This is a genomic window from Thalassospira sp. CA1, from assembly GCF_059052855.1.
In genome coordinates, this window is record NZ_JBZCIA010000010.1 from 1 (window position 1) to 20,285 (window position 20,285).

General features: G+C 54.4%; 17 protein-coding genes. 3 read left to right on the top strand and 14 right to left on the bottom strand.

The annotated features are described in order from the left end of the window. Positions 1-232: hypothetical protein (locus tag AC5Q5A_RS15625; RefSeq protein WP_493895838.1), on the top strand; the 232-nt coding region annotated here is incomplete at its 5' end. A gap of 149 nt (positions 233-381) precedes the next feature. On the opposite strand, the gene AC5Q5A_RS15630 is transcribed toward AC5Q5A_RS15625, so the two are convergent. Then, complete coding sequence (locus AC5Q5A_RS15630) at positions 382-1,035, bottom strand: peroxiredoxin (protein ID WP_493895839.1); 654 nt, start codon at positions 1,033-1,035, stop codon at positions 382-384. 315 nt (positions 1,036-1,350) lie between these two features. On the opposite strand from AC5Q5A_RS15630, the gene AC5Q5A_RS15635 reads away from it, so the two are divergent. Beyond that, complete coding sequence (locus AC5Q5A_RS15635; RefSeq protein ID WP_493895840.1) at positions 1,351-2,541, top strand: benzoate/H(+) symporter BenE family transporter; 1,191 nt, start codon at positions 1,351-1,353, stop codon at positions 2,539-2,541. Positions 2,542-2,569: 28 nt separating this feature from the next. On the opposite strand, the gene AC5Q5A_RS15640 is transcribed toward AC5Q5A_RS15635, so the two are convergent. The 5 genes from AC5Q5A_RS15640 to AC5Q5A_RS15660 form a co-directional block, all read right to left on the bottom strand. Further along, positions 2,570-4,336, bottom strand: a complete 1,767-nt coding sequence (locus AC5Q5A_RS15640) for a SulP family inorganic anion transporter (RefSeq protein WP_493895841.1) — start codon at positions 4,334-4,336, stop codon at positions 2,570-2,572. Between the two features lie 65 nt (positions 4,337-4,401). Further along, positions 4,402-6,075: a bifunctional protein tyrosine phosphatase family protein/NAD(P)/FAD-dependent oxidoreductase gene (locus AC5Q5A_RS15645; protein ID WP_493895842.1), complete on the bottom strand. Its 1,674-nt coding sequence runs from the start codon at positions 6,073-6,075 to the stop codon at positions 4,402-4,404. A 24-nt stretch (positions 6,076-6,099) separates the two neighbouring features. Next, positions 6,100-6,984, bottom strand: coding sequence for an MBL fold metallo-hydrolase (locus AC5Q5A_RS15650; protein WP_493895843.1), 885 nt, complete (start codon positions 6,982-6,984; stop codon positions 6,100-6,102). A 222-nt stretch (positions 6,985-7,206) separates the two neighbouring features. After that, positions 7,207-7,860 (bottom strand): Crp/Fnr family transcriptional regulator, encoded by a 654-nt coding sequence (locus AC5Q5A_RS15655; protein WP_210516787.1) that lies wholly within the window; start codon positions 7,858-7,860, stop codon positions 7,207-7,209. Between the two features lie 167 nt (positions 7,861-8,027). Then, a complete protein-coding gene (locus tag AC5Q5A_RS15660; RefSeq protein WP_493895844.1) occupies positions 8,028-8,474 on the bottom strand; it encodes a VOC family protein in 447 nt (148 codons plus the stop codon). 393 nt (positions 8,475-8,867) lie between these two features. Here AC5Q5A_RS15660 and AC5Q5A_RS15665 point away from each other — a divergent pair, with 393 nt between their 5' ends. Beyond that, positions 8,868-12,353 carry an indolepyruvate ferredoxin oxidoreductase family protein gene (locus tag AC5Q5A_RS15665; RefSeq protein WP_493895845.1) on the top strand — a complete coding sequence of 1,162 codons (3,486 nt, stop codon included), beginning with the start codon at positions 8,868-8,870 and terminating at the stop codon, positions 12,351-12,353. A 46-nt stretch (positions 12,354-12,399) separates the two neighbouring features. On the opposite strand, the gene AC5Q5A_RS15670 is transcribed toward AC5Q5A_RS15665, so the two are convergent. From AC5Q5A_RS15670 to AC5Q5A_RS15705, 8 genes are all read right to left on the bottom strand, one after another. Then, a complete protein-coding gene (locus AC5Q5A_RS15670; protein ID WP_040824236.1) occupies positions 12,400-13,578 on the bottom strand; it encodes a patatin-like phospholipase family protein in 1,179 nt (392 codons plus the stop codon). A 404-nt stretch (positions 13,579-13,982) separates the two neighbouring features. Then, the gene (locus tag AC5Q5A_RS15675) at positions 13,983-14,453 is read right to left on the bottom strand and encodes a cache domain-containing protein (RefSeq protein WP_008891347.1); all 471 of its coding nucleotides are present in this window, start codon (positions 14,451-14,453) and stop codon (positions 13,983-13,985) included. A gap of 79 nt (positions 14,454-14,532) precedes the next feature. After that, entirely contained in the window at positions 14,533-16,233 is a 1,701-nt protein-coding gene (locus AC5Q5A_RS15680; protein ID WP_493895846.1) for a methyl-accepting chemotaxis protein, read from the bottom strand. Between the two features lie 36 nt (positions 16,234-16,269). Continuing rightward, the gene (locus tag AC5Q5A_RS15685) at positions 16,270-16,707 is read right to left on the bottom strand and encodes a hypothetical protein (RefSeq protein WP_493895847.1); all 438 of its coding nucleotides are present in this window, start codon (positions 16,705-16,707) and stop codon (positions 16,270-16,272) included. Between the two features lie 296 nt (positions 16,708-17,003). Beyond that, the gene (locus AC5Q5A_RS15690; RefSeq protein ID WP_493895848.1) at positions 17,004-17,450 is read right to left on the bottom strand and encodes an MmcB family DNA repair protein; all 447 of its coding nucleotides are present in this window, start codon (positions 17,448-17,450) and stop codon (positions 17,004-17,006) included. 78 nt (positions 17,451-17,528) lie between these two features. Continuing rightward, complete coding sequence (locus tag AC5Q5A_RS15695; RefSeq protein WP_007090950.1) at positions 17,529-17,774, bottom strand: DUF2312 domain-containing protein; 246 nt, start codon at positions 17,772-17,774, stop codon at positions 17,529-17,531. 379 nt (positions 17,775-18,153) lie between these two features. After that, positions 18,154-19,323, bottom strand: coding sequence for a carboxylate-amine ligase (locus AC5Q5A_RS15700; protein WP_008891343.1), 1,170 nt, complete (start codon positions 19,321-19,323; stop codon positions 18,154-18,156). A gap of 1 nt (position 19,324) precedes the next feature. After that, positions 19,325-20,125 (bottom strand): N-formylglutamate amidohydrolase, encoded by an 801-nt coding sequence (locus AC5Q5A_RS15705; RefSeq protein ID WP_008891342.1) that lies wholly within the window; start codon positions 20,123-20,125, stop codon positions 19,325-19,327. Positions 20,126-20,285 lie beyond the last annotated feature (160 nt).

Below are 20,285 nucleotides of genomic sequence, written 5' to 3' on the forward strand. Positions count from 1 at the left end.
CCCACAATTAGGACAAATTTCGAATTTTCCAGAAAAAATAACCATAAAATCTCACAAAAAAACACATGACAAGAATACAGATTTAAACGAAACAAACAAATACAGTCTTCACCCGATCAAGCTAATAAAAACCGAAAATACGGATATAAAATTTACGATTATATTTTCGTTTAGAAAATCTGCGAAACAATTTCACTTGGGACAAATTTACTTTTCAGATTCATGTGAATAGTGGATATCTTGGCAACTGATTCTTCGAATTAACAACAACACGACTTATTATGGTTTCGGTCTTCTAAAACAAAACCCCGCCGGATTGCTCTGGCGGGGTTTTGCCTTTGCACGGCCCCTTGCCCCCGGGACCGCACATCGGGGTTTTGATCAGAGGGACTTTGTGCAGAAATAGAAGTCCACATAATCATAGGCGGGATTGGATGCGCGTTCCGCGGCGGCCTTGGCGGTATGGGCCGGCGGGACGATGACCTTGTCACCCGGCTGCCAGCCTTCGGGGGTGGCGACACCGTTCTTGTCGCTGGTCTGCATGGCGTCGATCATGCGCAGGCATTCGGTAATGGAGCGCCCGTTGCTCATTGGGTAATAGACCATGGCGCGCAACATGCCATCCGGGTCAATGATGAAGGTCGCACGCACAGCAGACGTGTCGCCCGCCCCCGGATGGATCATGCCATAGGCTTGGGCGACTTCCATTTTCAGGTCTGAAATAATCGGAAACGGGATTTCCACACCAAAATTCTGCTGGATGTTACGCATCCAGGCAATGTGCGAATGGGTGCTGTCAATCGACAGGCCCAGCAATTCGCAATTGCGCTTGGCGAATTGATCGGCATGTTTGGCAAAGGCGATAAATTCGGTTGTGCAAACCGGGGTGAAATCAGCAGGGTGGGAAAACAGGACAAGCCATTTGCCGCGATAGTCCGACAGGGCTCTGACACCATCGGTGGTCGGGGCCGTAAAATCCGGTGCAGGTTCATTGATCCGCGGCAGACCGACACGAATCTGGGGGGATACAGTCATTGTCAGGCTCCTTGGTCAGGAAATATCGTCCACTCCATTTGAAAACATTATAATTATTTAATTCTTCGTCCTAGACGATGATGTAAATCAATCATCTGTTGGTTTTTTAACGCAACATCGCGAGGCACCGCCGTTTCTGGTTCGTGCAACTATGTTGGCTGCCCCCTGACATCCCGCCTTAGCAATACCACGCTGCAGCCGCCCGGCACCGCCGTTGCGCCTTGTTCTTTTTCACTGGCCTGCCTTCGTGCTTCTGGTTAAGGTCAGCGCGCTTGCCACCATACTTTCAACGACTTACAATCCTGCGGAGCTCCCATGCTGCGTGATATTTCGCCTCAAAGTATTTTCATGGGCCTGTTGGCCGGTTTTGTTGGCTCTGCCAGTTCGTTTGCGGTTGTGCTGCAAGGCCTTACCGGCGTTGGCGCAAGCCCGGAACAGGCGGCATCGGGCCTGATGGCGCTATCCATTTCGATGGGCCTTTGCGCGATTGTTTTATCCCTTAAAACCCGCCTTCCGATCAGCATTGCGTGGTCCACACCCGGTGCGGCCCTTCTGGCGACATCCGGTGCCATTGAGGGCGGCTTTGCGGTTGCTGTTGGTGCGTTCATCGTTTGCGCCATCCTGATTATCATCAGTGGCGTTTGGAAGCCGCTGGGCCGTGCGGTTGCTGGTATACCGGCCCCCTTGGCAAACGCGATGCTGGCCGGTGTGTTGCTGGGTCTGTGCCTTGCCCCGGTCAAGGCAGTTGCCTTTGATCCGTTGCTTGGTCTTCCAATCGTGATTGCATGGATTGTCATGGGCCGGTTCAACCGGTTGCTTGCCATCCCGGCCGCTTTGTTGGCCTTTATTGCCGTGATGGTGTTCGGCATTGAGTTCCCTGAAAATGCCCTTGCCGATCTGGGTGGGGCGATTGCGCCGCCCGTTGAATTCGTCATGCCGGAATTCACATTGGCCGGACTGGTCGGCATTGCCTTGCCGCTTTTCATCGTCACCATGGCATCGCAAAACATTCCGGGCACAGCGGTTCTGCGCGCCAACGATTATGATACCCCACCGGGGCCGCTTTTTACCGTGACCGGGATCTTCTCGTTACTCTCAGCCCCATTTGGCGGCCATGCGGTAAACCTTGCCGCCATCACCGCCGCCCTTTGTGCGGGCAAGGATGCCCACCCCGATCCGGCCAAACGGTATTGGGCCGCGGTATCAGGCGGCGTTTTCTATATCGTGTTTGGGCTTCTGGCCGGGCTGGTCACCGCGTTTATCAGTCTGGCACCGGGCATCCTGATTGAGGCGGTTGCCGGTCTCGCCCTGATTGGGGCGTTTGCGGGATCAGCCGTTGCAGCCTTCAAGGACGAAGACGGACGTGAAGCAGCCGCCGTGACCTTTATCGTCACCGCAGCTGGCCTGACATTCTATGGGATTTCGGGCGCGTTCTGGGGCTTGCTTGCCGGCGGGCTGATTTATTTCCTGACCCATCTGCGCGATGGCAAAAAGAAACCGGACTGAAAACTCAATCCGGTTTCGATTTTCGGTCCTAGACCAGTTTGATTTTTGGTTCGGTGCTTGGTGGTGTTTCCGCCACCTGCACGTCTGTCAGTTTCGAAACAGCTTCGAACTGGGACAGGAAAACCTCGCCGGTCAGTTCATCAAGGAAGTGGGTCTTTTTCAGTCGATCCATCACCGGGCCTTTGACCTCGGACATGTGAAGGGAAATACCCATTTCCTCAAGCCGGTGATTGATCGCCTCAAGCGATTCAAGCGCGCTTAGATCGATCTCGTTCACGGCCGAGCACATCAGAACCACATGCTTTAGGTTCTTGCACCCGACCACCCGGTCATAGAGGTAATCCTCCAGATACCGCGCATTGGCGAAATAAAGGCTTTCATCAATCCGGATCGTCAGGACCGATGGATGGGTGATGACCTTATGACGCAGGATGTTGCGGAAATGCTGGGTATCGGGCACAAGGCCGACCTCGGCAATATGCGGGCGTGATGTTTTATACAAAAACAGCCCGATCGACAGAACCACACCGGCGGTCACCCCGACCTCGACACCAAGACCAAGGGTCAGAAGGATGGTGGCCAGAACCGCAATGAAATCCGCCTTGGAATATTGCCAACTGGTTTTCAGGATCGAGAAATCGACCAGCGACAGCACCGCAACAATGATGGTCGCGGCAAGGGTTGCCTTTGGCAGAAAATAAACCAGCGGAGTCAGCGCCACGGCGGCAATCGCCAGACCAACAGCGGTAAAGGCCCCGGCAGCAGGTGTCTGCGCCCCGGCATCAAAGTTCACGACCGAGCGGGCAAAACCACCCGTTACCGGATAACCGCCCGTGAAGGACGCTCCGATATTAGCAGCCCCCAGACCAATCAATTCCTGGTCCGGGTTGATGCGTTGACGTCGTTTGGCCGCCAGCGTCTGCGCGACAGAGATCGATTCAACAAATCCGATGACTGAAATCAGGATCGCCGGCACCAAAAGGTCCACCATCAGTCCTGGGCTGAAGTCCGGCATGGTCAGCGGCGGCAGGCTTTGCGGAACCTCGCCCACGATCTTGACCCCTTTATCAGCCAGACCAAGATACCAGGTGGCTGCTGTGGTCGCGAAAACAGCAAAGACCGGGCCCGCCTTGGTCAGGACATCCGCAGCCCGTACGCCAAGGCCCAGTTTGCGCAAGGCGGGTTTAAGGCCCTTGCGCACCCAGAACAGAAAACCGGTGGCGCAAATGCCGATGATCAGGGTCGTCTGATTGGTTTCGGGAATATGGGCAATCAGGAAGGCGACAATTTCCCAGAGGTTATGGCCGCTGGCATCCACACCAAGGATGTGTTTGAGCTGACTGGCGGCAATGATCATGCCCGATGCAGTGATGAAACCGGCAATCACCGGGTGTGAGAGGAAGTTCGCCAAAAAACCCAGCTTGAACACCCCCATCGCAAGCAGGATCGCCCCGGAAAGGGCGGCAAGCGTCAGCGCGGCCAGCGCATAGCCCATGGTGCCGGTTTCGGCAATATTGCCCACCGCCGCCGCCGTCATCAGCGAAACAACCGCAACCGGACCGACCGCAAGTGCGCGGCTGGTGCCAAAGATGGCATAAAGAATGATCGGCGCGATGGAGGCATAAAGCCCGGCCTCGGGTGGCAGACCGGCCAGCAACGCATAGGCAAGCGATTGCGGGATCAGCATGATCGTCACGATCACGGCTGCAATCATGTCATTGCCAAAGGCCGTCCTGTCATAGGTCTGTCCCCAGTCAAAAATCGGGACATATTTCCGAAGCATTTTGAAACGCATTGATCGATCTCTTAGATCAAGGTTGATCCAAGGCAACGCGCACGCTGCCTTGGACGAAGGGTGTTTTAGGCGCCGGTGACTTTTTCAGGCTTGGCCAGCCATTCCTTACCGCGCAGCATCGCCTTCCAATAGATCGGCGGCAGCAGCTTTTCCTTAAGCAACCAGGCAAGGTGGGACGGTTTGGTGCCGTCAATCAGCCATTTCGGGAAGGACGGCAAAAGCGTTCCGCCATACCCGAATTCGGCCAGAACGATGCGGCCGCGTTCCACAGTCAGCGGGCAGGACCCATAACCGTCATATTGCGCGACCGGGGATTTGCCCTCGATGTCGGCAACCACGTTCTCGGCAACAACCGGGGCCTGTTTACGGGCCGCAGCAGCCGTTTTGGCGTTGGGGGCATTCATCACATCGCCCAGCGACCAGATGTTTGTAAATGACTTGTGGCGAAGGGTCGCCTGATCGACATCCACCCATCCGGCGGCATCCGCCAGCGGGGACACACGAATGAAGTCCGGTGCCACCTGCGGCGGGCAGACATGGATCATGTCAAACGACTTCTCAACGCGTTCAACCTTGGTATCTGGCTTGGCGACATCGAACCAGGCCTTTTTCGCCTGACCGTCAATCGCCACCAGATTGTGGAAGAAATCGAGATGTGCGTCGTATTTCTTCACATAGCTTTCAAGGGCCGGGACATAGTCCTTAACCCCGAACAGCACGCCACCGGCATTGCAGAAATCGATATCAATGTTCTTCAAAACACCGGTGCGATGCCAATGATCGGCCGAGAGATACATCGCCTTTTGCGGCGCACCAGCACATTTGATCGGCATCGGCGGCTGGGTAAAGATCGCCTTGCCTTCGCGCATCGAGGAAACCAGTTCCCACGTGTAAGGGGCAAGATCATAACGATAGTTCGACGTTACACCATTGCGGCCGAGCGTCTCGACCAGACCTTCAACCCGGTTCCAGTCAAGCTTAAGCCCCGGGCAAACGATCAGACGGTCATATTTGACCACCCGGCACCCATCAAGGATGACAGCATCGTCTTGCGGCTCAAACGCGGCGACGGCGGCCTTAATCCAGTGCACGCCCTTGGGGATCAGCGATCCCATGGTCTGGGCCGTGGTGCTGGCTTCAAACACGCCACCGCCAACCATGGTCCAGCCCGGCTGGTAATAGTGGATATCGGCCGGATCGATTACTGCAATCTCAAGACCGGAACGACGGGCGATCAGGCTGGATGCCACCGAAATACCGGCAGCACCGCCACCGATGATCACGACGTCATATTTTGCGTCGCCCTGATCGGTCGGCGTCTTGCCGCCATTCACAATCCGGCGGACAACACCGCCCATGTCATAACCGGCCGCCTTGGTGGCGCGAAGGATTTCGCTGGTATCAAGATGCGCAGCCTGGCTTAGCGACCAAAGTGTCGTTGAACGGGTGCCAGTGCGGCAATAGGCAAAGACCGGCTTGGGCAATTCATCATAAAGGCGACCAAAGTCACGGGCATCATCATCGCTGACCTTGCCCGACACAATCGGCTGATAGCGGACCTCAAGCCCGGCTTCCTTCGCCGCGTTTGAAATCTCTTCAAAGGTTGGCTGATCGGCGCCCTCGCCGTCCGGGCGGTTACAGACGATGGACCGGAAGCCGCGCTTGGCGATTTCCTTGATATCGTCTGCAACGATCTGCGGACTGACTGAGAACCCATTGCTTATTGTTTTGATTTCCATGGCTTTTCCTCACCTGAGTGTTGATCACAGCCCGTTTACCGGGACTTTCAGCATTTTTTTGCCGCTGCTATCCGTCGGCACCTGACCGGCGCGCATATTGACCTGAAGCGACGGGATGATCAGACGCGGCATATCAAGCTGGGCATCACGCTCGGTGCGGAACTTGATGAAGTCTTCGCGGGTTTTGCCTTCGCCAACGTGAATGTTGTGCTTTTTCTCTTCGCCGACGGTGGTTTCCCACTTGATCTCGCGACCATTGGGGCCGTAGTCGTGGCACATGAACAGACGCATATCGTCCGGCAGGGCCAGAAGCTTTTGGATGCTGTCATAAAGCGTCCCGGCGTCACCGCCCGGGAAGTCGGCACGGGCCGAGCCGCCATCAGGCATGAACAGGGTATCGCCGACAAAGGCGGCATCGCCCATGACATGCACCATGCAGGCGGGGGTATGACCCGGGGTATAGATGGCAAAGCAGGTCATGGATCCAACCTGATAGGTATCGCCATCTTCAAACAGGCGATCAAACTGACTGCCATCACGCTGGAATTCGGTGCCTTCGTTAAACACCTTGCCAAACGTGTCCTGCACAACCGTGATCTTGCTGCCGATACCAAGCTTGCCGCCAAGCTTTTCCTGAATATAGGGTGCGGCCGACAAATGGTCGGCATGGACATGGGTCTCGATGATCCATTCCAGTTTCAGGCTATTATCCTTGATAAAGGCAATGATGTTATCGGCGTGGGTAAAGGTGATCCGACCCGCCGCATAATCGATATCCATCACGGAATCGACAACCGCACAGGCGTTGCTTTCCGGGTCCTTAACCACATAGCTGATCGTGTTGGTGTCTTCGTCGAAAAAGGCCGTAACTTCGGGTTTTACGGACATATTGACCGGGTATGCAGACATGAAGTCCTCCTAAACAACTGCCTCCGTGCCGCCTTATGACTGGCGCGCACCGGATGGATTTGCGATATCCCTTGCCCGCGTTGTTTGCGGACAAAACATCTGGCTATGGTCTTTATTTTAGGAGTTCGCGATGTGCACTTCAGTGATGAAGTCACCAAACATCGAAACATTAACACTTAATAATTCTAAAGTCGCAGGGCGGCCGTGCTTGCGGGTAAAATCCTAGCTCTGCGCCAGTTTTTCCAACGCCGCACGATCAATCAGCCGGATGGTGCCGCGCGATTGTTCGATCCAGCCCCGACGCTGAAATTCCTGAAGCTGGCGCGAAATCACTTCACGGGCAGAGCCCAGTTCGACCGCCAGTTTCTGATGGGTTGCTGACACCGTATCATTGTCCCCGGCCAGTTCGATCAGCTTGTGGGCCAGACGGATATCAAGCTTCTGGAACGCGATTTCTTCAATCACCATGAACAGGTCGGTGATGCGTTTGGAATAGGCGGTAAAGACAAACTGGCGGAACTCGATTGAGTCCGAGACAAGCTTGTCAAACACCTTGCGCGGGATCGCCACTGCGCGGGTTTCAGTTTCGGCAATGCCCTCTGCCGAGTAATCCTCGTAAGCCAGAAGGCAGGCCGTGGTCAGAACGCAGCTTTCACCCGCATGAACCCGATAAAGAACGATTTCACGACCGGTATCGGATGTTTGCTGCACACGCACTGTGCCATCAAGTAGCAGCAACAAATGTTCCGGCGATTTGCCCGGTCCGAAAATGACCGTATTGGCCGGAACGGTGACGATCTTGCTTTCTTCGACAAGGTAGGATCGGATGGCATCGGGCAAACGTGACAGCCCCGGAAACTGCTCGATCCAACTCAAAACCTTATCCCCCTTGAAAGCTTGGATTAAAACTACATCCCGTTCGATGTAAAAGTAAATTATCCCCGATGCAACTGTACTTTGGAATATCTACGAAAACGGGCAGCAAATTGCTGCCCATGCTGTGTAAGTATGCAGTGATGCCGTGATGGCGCGATGGATGCGCCCTACTCGGTTTTCTGTGGCGGGATGTGCAGATTGCCCTTCTCGTCAATTTCCCAGAACGGATTAAACGCCACTTCCCACGCATGGCCATCCGGATCACGGAAATAACCGGAATACCCACCCCAAAATACCTTCTCGGCCGGTTTCTGGATTTTGGCTCCGGCTTTTTGCGCCTCCGCCATCACCTGATCGACTTCTTCTTCGCTGCGCGCGTTATAAGCCAGCGTCAATCCTGCAAAGCTGGCACCTGTGTCGTCATCAAAGTGCCCGTCTTCCTTAAGCGCTTCGCGCCCGAACAGACCAAGGGCCAAACCATTGGAGAGTTGGTAAAACACCACCTGCCCTTCGACCATTTCGGTCATCTGCCAACCAAGGCCACCTTCGTAAAAACGCCGCGATCGATCCAGATCCGCAACACCCAGAGTAATCAGCGAAACACGCTGTTCCATTTCACGCTCCTTGCTGTGCGCACCCGAAACCCGACTAAAACTTAACACGCCCGATTTTCACCGCCGAGCACAGACTCGGCCCTATTTGCAATTTCGCAGCGCAACAGTGCCGCAATTTTATTGCGCGCAAATCGGTACCGGAATAAGTAAATAATAAGTTGACCTTACGTCAACAGATGCAATCAGGCGTTTTGCATAGTGCGATGCGACTTCGCTTTGAAAAAAGGTCAGTCTTTATTACCATTTCAAGGTCAGGCACAGGTCCCGCACACCCGACCTGACAGATAAATTAAAGGTCATACCGGAACACTGCACAAACACCCATATCAATAAAAGCAGTGCATTGGGCCCGAAATGACCCCGCATATCAGAGAGATCCCAGGGAGACCGGTCATGGCACAACAATTGGCGGCAGTCCAACTCGACGACAAATACACGCTTGAGGAAGGCCGGGTTTACCTTACAGGTATCCAGGCTCTGGTCCGTTTGCCCCTGATGCAGCGCCAGCTTGATGCGCGCGCGGGGCTGAATACCGCCGGATGCATTTCGGGTTATCGCGGATCGCCGCTGGGTGGACTGGATCAGCAACTTTGGCGCGCCCAAAAATTCCTGACCAAACAGCAGATCGAATTTCAGCCGGGTGTGAACGAAGACCTTGCTGCCACCGTCGTCTGGGGCAGTCAGCAGGTCAATATGTACAAGGATGCCAAATATGATGGCGTCTTTGGCATGTGGTACGGCAAGGGCCCGGGTGTTGACCGGTCCGGTGACGTTTTCAAACACGCCAACCATGCCGGCACGTCCAAGCATGGCGGTGTTCTGGTTCTGGCCGGTGATGACCACAGTTGCAAATCATCCACCCTGCCCCATCAGACCGAATATGCCTTTATCGATGCGCAGATCCCGGTTCTGAACCCATCCGGCGTTCAGGACATTCTCGATTACGGCCTGCATGGCTGGGCGATGAGCCGCTATTCCGGTTGCTGGGTGGCGATGAAAACCATCGCCGAAACGGTTGAAAGTTCGGCCGCGGCCGATGTCGCCCCGGATCGCATTACCCCCGTCATCCCGACCGACTTCCCCATGCCCGAGGGCGGCCTGCATATCCGATGGCCCGACACGCCCAAGGAGCAGGAACATCGCCTGATGAAATACAAGCTCTATGCCGCACTGGCATATGCGCGGGCGAACAAGCTGAATAAAACCGTGATCGACAGCCCGAATGCGCGGCTTGGCATCATTACCACCGGCAAGGCCTATCTCGATGTCATGCAGGCATTTGATGACCTTGGCATTTCCGAAGAAGACGCTGCGAAGATCGGCATTCGCGTGCTTAAGGTCGGCATGAGCTGGCCGCTGAACCGCGAGGATGTCCGCGAGTTTGCCCTGGGGCTTGAGGAAATCATCGTCGTCGAAGAAAAGCGCGCGGTGATGGAAAACCAGGTCAAGGAACAGCTTTATAACTGGCGCGAAGACGTTCGTCCGACCGTGATCGGCAAGTTCGATGAAAAGGGCGAATGGATCCTGCCATCGATGGACGAACTGACCCCGGCCCGTGTTGCCGTGGTTCTGGCCGAACGGATCAAGCGGTTCTATGACAGCCCGGCCATTCATGAACGCATCGACTGGCTTGCCGAAAAAGAAAAGGAAATTGCCGAACCGCGCCCGGACGTTGCACGCATTCCGTGGTTCTGCCCGGGTTGCCCGCATAACACTTCGACCAAGGTGCCCGAAGGCAGCCGCGCCATGGCCGGTATCGGGTGCCATTACATGGTCAACTGGATGGATCGATCCACCGAGACCTTTACCCATATGGGCGGCGAAGGTGCGACATGGATCGGACAGGCACCGTTCACCCATACAAAGCACGTTTTCCAGAACCTCGGCGATGGCACCTATTACCATTCAGGCTCCCTCGCCGTGCGTGCCGCAGTCGCATCGGGTGTGAACATCACCTATAAGATCCTGTTTAACGACGCGGTCGCCATGACCGGCGGACAGCCGGTTGACGGGCCACTGACCGTGCCGCAAATCACGCGCCAGATGTTTGACGAAGGTGCCAAACGCATCATCGTTTTGTCGGACGAGCCCGAAAAATATCCGATGGGTGCGGACTTTGCGCCGGGTGTCGACATCCGCCATCGTGATACGCTGGAAGACACCCAGAAAGAATTGCGTGAAATCGAAGGCGTTTCGATCCTGATCTTTGATCAGACCTGTGCGGCCGAAAAACGCCGCCGTCGCAAACGCAAACTGATGGTTGATCCGCCCAAGCGCGTGTTTATCAATGATCTGGTCTGCGAAGGCTGCGGTGATTGTGGCGAACAGTCCAACTGCCTTGCCGTTGTGCCGGTCGAAACCGAGTTTGGCCGCAAACGCGCGATTGACCAGTCGGCGTGCAACAAGGATTTCTCCTGCCTCAAGGGCTTCTGCCCAAGCTTTGTCACCATCGAAGGCGGCGAACTTCGCAAACCTGATGCCGCCGCCAAGGGTGATACCGGTACCGATGCAGTCTTTGCCAGCCTGCCGCGCCCGACCCTGCCCAAAATTGACGAACCATGGTCGGTTCTGGTCACGGGTGTTGGTGGCACCGGCGTTGTCACCATCGGCGCACTTCTTGGTATGGCTGCCCACATCGAGGGTAAGGGTATTGTCGGCCTTGATATGGCGGGCTTGGCACAAAAAGGCGGGGCTGTTGTCAGCCATATCCGCTTTGCCAATGACCAAAACAAGCTGCATGCCGCGCGCATTCCGGCCGGTGAAGCCAATGTGGTTCTGGGCTGTGACCTTCTGGTTGCGGCAAGCTATGAAGGGCTTGCCAAAATGCGCCGGAACTTTACCCAGGCGGTGATCAACACCCATGAAACCGTCACCGGCGCCTTTACCCACAACCCGGATTTTGAGCTTAAAACCAACGAACATATGAAGGTCATCAGTGACGCCTGTGGATCTGATGCGGTTCATTTCGTTGAAGGCAGCGACATTGCGACCCGCCTGATGGGCAACTCGATTGCGACCAACCTGTTCATGCTGGGCGTTGCCTGGCAGCGCGGTCTGATCCCGATCAGTGAAGAGGCGCTTATGCAGGCGATTGAGCTTAATGGCGTGTCGATTGACATGAACAAGCAGTCCTTCCATTGGGGCCGCCTGTATGCCCATGACCGCGACCGCGTGATCGGGATCGTCGGCCCGAACGAGGCCGAAGCCCACCCGATTGCGACCGAGCTTTCCGATATCGTCGCCAAGCGCCGTGCGTTCCTGACCGATTATCAGAACGCGGCCTACGCCGATCGTTTCACCGACCTTGTTGATAAGGTTGCAGCGGCCGAGAAACGCCTTGGCGATGAAGATGATCTGGCCCGGACAGTTGCGAAATACTACTTCAAACTGCTGGCCTATAAGGACGAGTATGAGGTTGCCCGTCTTTACACTGATCCGGCATTCATGAGGAAGGTCACCCAGACCTTTACGGGGGATTACAAGATCAACTTCCATCTGGCACCGCCGTCACTTGCCAATGTCGATCCGGAGAGTGGCAAGCCGCAAAAGTCGGTTTACGGTCCATGGATGATGTCGACATTCCGCATGCTGGCGAAACTGAAGTTCCTGCGGGGTACCAAACTTGATCCGTTTGGCCGCAACCCGGAACGCAAGATCGAACGCCAGTTGATCACGGATTATGAGAAACTGGTAACCGAGGTCCTTGACGGCCTTAACCACGAAAATGCCCGCATCGCCAAGGCGTTGCTAGCCCTGCCCGAACACATTCGCGGTTACGGCCACGTCAAGGAAGAACACATTGCCAAGGTCAAGGTGCGCGAAGCCGAACTGCTTGAACAGTTCCGCAACCCGCCCGAACACCTCAAGGCGGCGGAATAAGCCAAAAATCAAAAGGGCCGCATGATGCGGCCCTTTTTTTTGTTACTCAGACAAAGCGCGGAAACCGGCTTTGGAATTCAGGCAGAATGCGCATCGCGCCCTCTCGCAAACTTTTAACAGACTTTTCCTGACGTTTGCGTTGGCGGTAATCCGCAATCATGTGATCAGTTGACTCAAAACCATCCTCGATCCCGCGATCAAGGTTTTCCCACGTCCAGTCATAGTTGATGTGCGGGGAAACCGGGATTTCAACGATATCGATCTTGCGGCCACTTTCGGCGACTTCACGTTTGAAGGCTGCAACAGCATCTTCGCTGGCCGATGCGGCAAACAGCATGATCAGGTTATTCAGCGCGTCATACAGGTTTTCAGGCTGACGCACCTGCTTAAGATCAAGAATTCGACTGACCCAGACCTCATCGACATCCGGATGCAGGCGCAAGAAATCAAAGAAGTTGACCGTATCAACAGTCGCCCCCTCGCAATAGGTATCGCCGTTGATTTCGACCGGCTCTTCGATAAACGGCAAGGCAGAACAGGCACACAGCGTCTGCGCGTTCATCTGTGGCAGGTCGTAGTGATCGGGTTTGTTGGTGAAAAGTTCAAGCCGCTGCTTGGACAGGTTATAGGCGTTGTGGAACATGGCCGGCTTGTCGGGCTGATAAAGGCGATCAAAGTTCAGCCGGTCCAAAAACATGCTGTCGGGTGAATAGATCTTGGCCAGTCCCTTGGTCTGGGTCTGATAGATAGATCCGACCAGAAGACGCGACAGGGGATTTGCCGCCAGAAAACCGTTTAGCAAAACATCGTTGAAATTGTGCGGCGTCCAGTATTTCGGATTGCCCATAAAATGCTGCACATGTTCAACGGCCTCGCCGATGGCGTCCGGCACGATCAGCCCCTGATAGCTATTAGGGTTAAAGAAGTAATTGAGTTTGTTGGTGAAATCAGAAAAGAAGTCCGGTGCAAAGGCCGATGCAATCGGGAACCGTTCATAGACACTTGCGGGTCGGAAAATTTTACGAAAGAAGGCGATGGTCTGGTCGAGTTCCTGACCCTCGTCGGCCTGATGCCAGGCAACCGAGAGCCAAGCGCCGATACAGGCAGACGACCAGATATCAAATTTTATATCCGGTTCCTGCTGCAGACGCTTAAGCACCCCGATGCTTAAGCCAACAGCAGGCCCGCCGCCTGACAGAAAGATAGCTCGTTTGATCTTTTCCACGTCGCGATCTCCTTGTTGAAAACCGAATGGTTCGGTCCAAACAACATGGCGCAAACGATAAAAATGCCATCGCGTGCACCACCGCTCACCCCCAGGAGATACCAGTCCGTCTTTGCGGACCTGTAGATACAGCCATCATTATAATGATTTTAAGCCGCTACATTTGAGACAATTCTTCAATAGTGATGTGACAAAATGAGCGACTACGTATACTTAGATATATTAAATCTGGCGATTTATATACTAAATCGCACTTTTGATCAGAGTCATGTTAAGTATTTTCTAAACTATGCGCTCGAAATCCCACTCATTTAACTTAACAAATATTTTACAAATTGATCCATTTTACTTGAAACACAAAAACCGCCCGAAGGCGGTTTTTGCTTTTTGGAAATTATTACTTCTTAGTCGTAATAGCCCACCATGAAAATCTTGCCGTCATGGGCTTTCACCCAGGTTTTCTTTTCGGCAAGTTTTTTGGTCTGCGGATGAGTCCAGGTGTAGTTGGACCAACCACCATCCGGCGATGCCTTTCCGGTTTCGACCATGTCACGAATGATGAACTTGCTGTTCACATCCTGAAGGTCCCAAAGGCCCGGGTTGTTAACAAGCTTCGGGTTGATCGCGTGTGTCAGGAACGTGCCTTTTTCGCCATCAGCAACAATGACGTAAAACTCGTCAAATACGAATTCACCGGACTTGTCGTTGAACATATCAAAGGATTTCTCCTGCCCGACGTCGTCATAAAGGGCGATTGCCTTATCCACCAGATCCTTGGCGGTTGCTTCCTTATCCTGGGCCATGGCCGACGATACACTCAAAACCATCAGCAACGACGCCAGAGCCGCACCGAAAGAACGCAAAACCTTATTCATCCTGAATTTCCCTTGTTGATCATAGATAGATGTCGTGATTGACGATTGGTTGGTTGAAACAAATGAACACAAAGGTCCGTCAGACGGCGCGCAGCCGTGCAACAAGACCATCAACCGAACTGCTTAGCCCTGCCATTTCGCGGCTAAGCTCTGCGGTTGCCTCGCCCACACTTCCCGCAGAATCACGGGTCGCCCGGGCAATGTCGCGCACATCACCGATGCCGCCTGACACGGTTTCCGCATAACCGGCAGCCTCGGTGATACTGGTGCTGATCTGGCCTGTCGCATTGCCTTGCTCCATGACAGATTCAGCCGTCAGTCTCAGAATTTCGTTGATGCCCTGAACACTTTCGACAATCGTTCGGATCGCTTCGACCGCCTGTCCGGTTTCGGCACGGACATTGGCAATTTCAGATGCAATTTCCTCGGTCGATTTCGCCGTCTGGCTGGCAAGGTTTTTGACCTCGTTGGCAACAACGGCAAACCCTTTGCCGGCCTCACCGGCACGGGCCGATTCAATCGTGGCATTAAGGGCCAGAAGATTGGTCTGTTCGGCAATATTGCCAATCAGGGCAGCGACATCCTCGATACGGATGCTGGCTTCTTCAAGACGGCGGATTTTCTCATCCGCGTCGCGGGCCTGCTCGCTGGCTTCCTGTGCCTGACGGCTACTTTTCTGGATTTCCTCGCTGATATTGGCAATCGCCGAAGCCAGACCGGACGCTGCTTGGGCGATCTCGCCCATGTTGTGGCTGGACTTGCCGGATGCATCAAAGGCGTTTTCGCTCTGATGGTCGGTGCGCTCGGCATTGTCGAGAAGGGCCGATGCGGATGCGCCGATTTCCTCGATCGCGGCACTGACTGCCGTTGCTGTGCCCTGTACCGACGTTTCAATATCGCGCGCCAGTTCCTGCATGATCTGGCGTTTTTCCTCGACCGCGCGGGCTTCGTCCTGCAGGCGCTGTTCTTCGGCGGCCTCAAGGCTTTCGGCGTTCTTGCGGAACACCTCAACCGCATCGGCCATCTTGCCCATCTCATCCTTGCGCGCGGTATAGGGAACCGATATGTCGGTTTTGCCTTCGGCAATTTCGCGCATCACATGCGTCAGCTTCTTGACCGGCGCCCCGATCAGGCTTGCGATGACAAAACTGATCACCGCCATGGCGATGGATGCCGACACAGCCGCGATAATTGTCTGATCCTGTGCGGAACTGCCAACCGCCATGGCCGCACCGCTCGCACTGTCCATTCTAAGCTCTGCGGTTCCGCGCAGCTTGGAAAGAATGTCCATCAGTGCTTCATAGTCGGATTGTGCAGACCAGGAAAAGCTGAGCGCGCCAGTGTAATCAATGTCGAGCATGCCAAGGACCTGATTGACCTTGCCGAGGTAACCATCAAAGCGTTCCTGCGCATCAACCGACATCTGGCGACCGGATTCTGGGAGACTTTCGTTTTCAAGCAACGTCACAAAGGACTGACGCGCTTCTTCGATCTGGGTTTCAAGATCCTGGGAAACGGCTTCCATTCGGTCGCCTTCAACACCGGCGGCTGACCAGGACAGCATGCGATAAAGGGTCTGGTGCACCCGGGTCACATTGCGATCAATCTCGCCAATATCCTTGACCTCGGGATATGCCTTGCTGACAGCGAATTCCAGACCATCAGAAAGTGACATGATGGCCCGCCCGCCAATCAGGCTGACAGCGATGATCGCAATAACCGCAATCACCGGCAAAATGGAAAGTTTGGTCCCGATATTCAGATTCGCAAAAGTCTTCATTCTTTGGATATCCAAAATTGACATTCACAGATGACATCAGGCGGCGTCGTTACTTGCCGCCAGAAGTTTGGCAACAGTCACGTCGCCGGTGGTATTTCGATATGCAGAAAGAACATCGTTGGTCGCGCAATAGCCGTCCTCGATGCTTTGATCGAGGTTTTCCCACGTCCAGTCGTAGCTGATATTGGCTTCAACCGGGATTTCGATGCCCCGGATATCGCGCCCGCTTTCGGCAACCTTGTATTTGAAGAGCTTGACGTCATCTTCGCTGGTGGTTGCCGCAAACAGCATCACCAGATTGTTCAGCGCGTCATAAAGATTTTCGGGTTGGCGGATCTGTTTGATGTCGAGGATACGGCTGGCCCACACCTCGTCGAGATCGGGGTTCAAGCGCAACCTTTTTAAGGCGCCGATGCTCAAACCAACTGCTGGTCCACCACCAGCCAAAGCGATCGCACGTTTCTTTTCCGCCATGTCATCGTCCCCCGACGAAGGAACCGGGCGTTACACCCAACACGGGCCAGTCGACACAAAGGTCAAAGACAGAAATCGAAAACTGCTCAGTCTGGCCCAAACGTTCTCGCAATGCTTATATTGCATCGCACAAACACAACCCTTAGACCAGTGCGCTTCGTCACACCTAAACCTATACGTCTTGATACTACTCAGATGTATATTAAAAGTTGAAATCCATATTATTACTTAAATATCAATAACTTAATGCCATTCATAAATATGAAACAATAACAGGAAACTATCCTTTCGAGAGCCTAGCCCAATACATTTTCCTTTGAAGAAAACTTGTTTACTCGCCCTGCTGCGGTCTGTCCGAAGGAGATCAGGAGCTTTTTTCGACGCGCTGCGGAAAGCTTTTTTTCCGCACTTGCACGGATGATCGCAGCCTCGAACCGGTCGGCAACGATCAGTCCGACATCATCAGGAATCAGATCCTTGGGAAAGTGCATCGGAACGGCAAAAAAGAACCGATCACAGTAATCGAGATAGCTCTGCCATTTTTGGTCGACACGGAAATCCTCGACCGATGACTTGACCTCGACAGCCCAAAGTTCCCCTTTGGGGCCAAGCGCCAACACATCAAGCCTGCGACCATTGCCCAGACGAAGCTCCGTCAGGCAGGCCATTTCATGATGATATAACAGCCGACAGACACCTTCGGAGACCTCGGCTGTGATTTCGGGGCGGGATGCGGTTGTCATATGCCAAGATTACAAACGCAAAAGCCCGCTTGAAAGCGGGCTTTTGGTATTCTCGGCACGTCTGCTGACAGGATGGTGTCAGCTCATACCCAGCGCACGTTTGTAGACTTCCAGGATTTCTTCCTGTTCGGTGCGCTCGTGGTCTTCCATTTTGCGCAGACGAATGATCTGGCGCAGGATTTTCACGTCATAGCCAAGCGCCTTGGCTTCGCCATAGACTTCCTTGATGTCAGCCATCAGGTTGGCTTTTTCTTCTTCAAGGCGTTCGATACGCTCGACATAACTCGCAAGCTGATCGGCTGCGATACCACCGACTTCGGTCATCAATTCTTCTCCGATGATGGATTGCACAGCGGATATCCGATGCGCGGAATTCAAAGGGCCCAAACCCGTTTCGGCGCGACGATACTCAATGCACCGGTCGCTGACAAGCCCGTTAGAGTCTGCTCCGATTAGCTTGCATCGCTTTTGTTCGTGTTTGGCGAATCTGTTTGGCAAGGCACAGCGCGAAGGGCGATGTGGAGCATCGTTCAAGCGGTGTAACGCAGCGAAACATCGCCAAACCGAACCCTTCGGGCCGGGACATTTATCCGCCCTGCAGCGTCACGGATCTTGACCGTAGCACCGCTACGCCCTGCGATCCATTCCTTGCCGGACACAAGAATGTCCTCGGCAAAACGATGTAAGATAATCCGAGCAGACTCTAGGTATCCGATCTTGCGTTGGGATCCGTCCGTTCAATCAGCACATCGGCAACCGCGATCAATGCGTCCTTTGACGAGGCGCCGAGTTCGATTGCTGCGTCATATATTTCGCGCTGTCTGCGGGCACTGGTGCCGCGTTTTATGATGGTGCGCGCATGTTCGACTTCATCGACACAGCCAAAGAATTCGGCGTCGGGTCGGATCAGTTCAAGGATTTCTTCCAGCAGATCGGCATAGGGCACAATTTCACCCCGGCCAAAATCGATCAGCCCGGCCTTCTCGCCCGGATCACTGCCATAACGACACGCCCGCCAGCGGTTTTCGCGCACCAGCATATTGGCATAAATTCGCCAGCGTTGATTGTTGCGCCGCAAACGATACAGCATCCGCATCAGGCATCGCGTAATCGATGCAACACAGACCGCATCTTCAAGGTCGGTACAAACATCGGCGATCCGCATTTCAAGCGTCGGCCAACGATCAGAGGGCCGCAAATCCCACCAAAGCTTTGTGCCATCTTCGATCACACCGGCATTGATCAACATATCGACATGGCGGCGATATTCCGCCCACGAGCCAAATACTTCCGGAAGGCCGGTGCGCGGCAGGTTATCAAACACCGACAATCGGAATGTCTGAAGCCCGGTTTCCTTGCCGCGCCAGAATGGCGAACTGGTGGTGAGTGCGAGAAGATGGGGCAAGAAGTAGCTCGCCTGCGCCATCAGTTCGATGCGCAGGTCATCATCTTCGATGCCGACATGGACATGCATGCCGCAAATCAGCAAACGGTCGACCACGGTGCGCAAATCGCGCGCGATGGTGTTGTACCGTTCGCCATCAGTATGTTTCTGATCGTCCCATTGGGCAAAGGGATGGGTCGACGCCGCCAGCAGCGCCATATCGTATTTCGCCGCGACCTCGGAAAGCGTGCTGCGCATTTCAATAAGCTGCTCGCGCGCTTCAAGTGCGCTGTTGCACACCTTGCTTCCGGTTTCGACCTGACAGCGCATGAACTCGCTTGAGACCTGGTCGCCAAGCTTTGCCTTGGCATCCTTAAGGAATTCGGCAGGCGGATCTTTGGCAAGATCGCGGGTTTCACGATCCACGAGCCAGAATTCTTCTTCTATGCCGATGGAAAACCCCGGCTCGCGCGCGTTGGCCCCTGCCAAATCAGTCTCTCCTGATCTTGTATAGGTTCGGATCCGCAAGGATGTCGGCAAAGGCATCGCCAAGGATTTTTGCCCATTTTTCACATCCCGCATCAGTATCAATCAGATCCTGACGGATTTCAATCGACACACAGGGAAGACCAGCCGCCTCGCCGTGATGGTCAATCGTGTAATCGGCCAAATGACGCCCGGAATAAGGTTCGTTGTCGCCGATGGTCAAATCCGGGTTTTGCGCCCGCAGTGTTTCAAGCAACGGCACCGGAATGCGATCATCCTGATCCCACAAAACACCGATTTCCCATGGGCGTTCAAAGCCCTGAAACACCGGGGTAAAGCTGTGAATGGCGATCAGCGCCGGGGCGATTTTATGGGCGTGGAAATTGGCAATCTGTTCTTCAATCGCCCAATGATAGGGCAGGAAAATCTCACGGATGCGCTGCATATGTTCGCTGGGCGAAACATTCTTGTTGCCCGGAACCACGGTCTGATCGGCGATTTCTGGCATCCCGGTCGGATCCCAAAGCTGACGATTGCAATCAATGACAAGCCGCGAAAATCCGCCCAAAACTGCGCGACAATCAAACCGTTCAACCAGAATTTCGGTCACCTTGCGCGCACCGATATCCCAACCGATATGGCGTTTGCGCTCTTCCTCGGGCAGGCCAAGCGTGCCAAGGCTTTTGGGAATTTCCCGGGACGCGTGGTCACAGACAAAAAGCGAATGACCCTTGCCGTTTTCGTTCAATATCTCAAACGGGGCGGGATCATCATGGCCCAAAAGGGTCCCGGCTTGGTTCGGCACGCGTGTTCTCCTGAAATCTGGTGGTCTTTGGGTATCTGCAAGGTCTGATGGCGGTATCCCTCGGTATCACTGCCGCCGAAACGCCAGTGAAAGTGGGGCGGATACGCCATTCATCCCCTGTTGAACTATCAATTTATCTCTACCGAAACAAGATTGCACT

Excerpts from the sequence above, each read along its gene's own strand:
- AC5Q5A_RS15630 (WP_493895839.1), bottom strand. The coding sequence starts at position 1,035 with ATGACTGTATCCCCCCAGATTCGTGTCGGTCTGCCGCGGATCAATGAA.
- AC5Q5A_RS15635 (WP_493895840.1), top strand. The coding sequence starts at position 1,351 with ATGCTGCGTGATATTTCGCCTCAAAGTATTTTCATGGGCCTGTTGGCC.
- AC5Q5A_RS15640 (WP_493895841.1), bottom strand. The coding sequence starts at position 4,336 with ATGCGTTTCAAAATGCTTCGGAAATATGTCCCGATTTTTGACTGGGGA.
- AC5Q5A_RS15645 (WP_493895842.1), bottom strand. The coding sequence starts at position 6,075 with ATGGAAATCAAAACAATAAGCAATGGGTTCTCAGTCAGTCCGCAGATC.
- AC5Q5A_RS15650 (WP_493895843.1), bottom strand. The coding sequence starts at position 6,984 with ATGTCTGCATACCCGGTCAATATGTCCGTAAAACCCGAAGTTACGGCC.
- AC5Q5A_RS15660 (WP_493895844.1), bottom strand. The coding sequence starts at position 8,474 with ATGGAACAGCGTGTTTCGCTGATTACTCTGGGTGTTGCGGATCTGGAT.
- AC5Q5A_RS15665 (WP_493895845.1), top strand. The coding sequence starts at position 8,868 with ATGGCACAACAATTGGCGGCAGTCCAACTCGACGACAAATACACGCTT.
- AC5Q5A_RS15675 (WP_008891347.1), bottom strand. The coding sequence starts at position 14,453 with ATGAATAAGGTTTTGCGTTCTTTCGGTGCGGCTCTGGCGTCGTTGCTG.
- AC5Q5A_RS15680 (WP_493895846.1), bottom strand. The coding sequence starts at position 16,233 with ATGAAGACTTTTGCGAATCTGAATATCGGGACCAAACTTTCCATTTTG.
- AC5Q5A_RS15685 (WP_493895847.1), bottom strand. The coding sequence starts at position 16,707 with ATGGCGGAAAAGAAACGTGCGATCGCTTTGGCTGGTGGTGGACCAGCA.
- AC5Q5A_RS15690 (WP_493895848.1), bottom strand. The coding sequence starts at position 17,450 with ATGACAACCGCATCCCGCCCCGAAATCACAGCCGAGGTCTCCGAAGGT.
- AC5Q5A_RS15695 (WP_007090950.1), bottom strand. The coding sequence starts at position 17,774 with ATGACCGAAGTCGGTGGTATCGCAGCCGATCAGCTTGCGAGTTATGTC.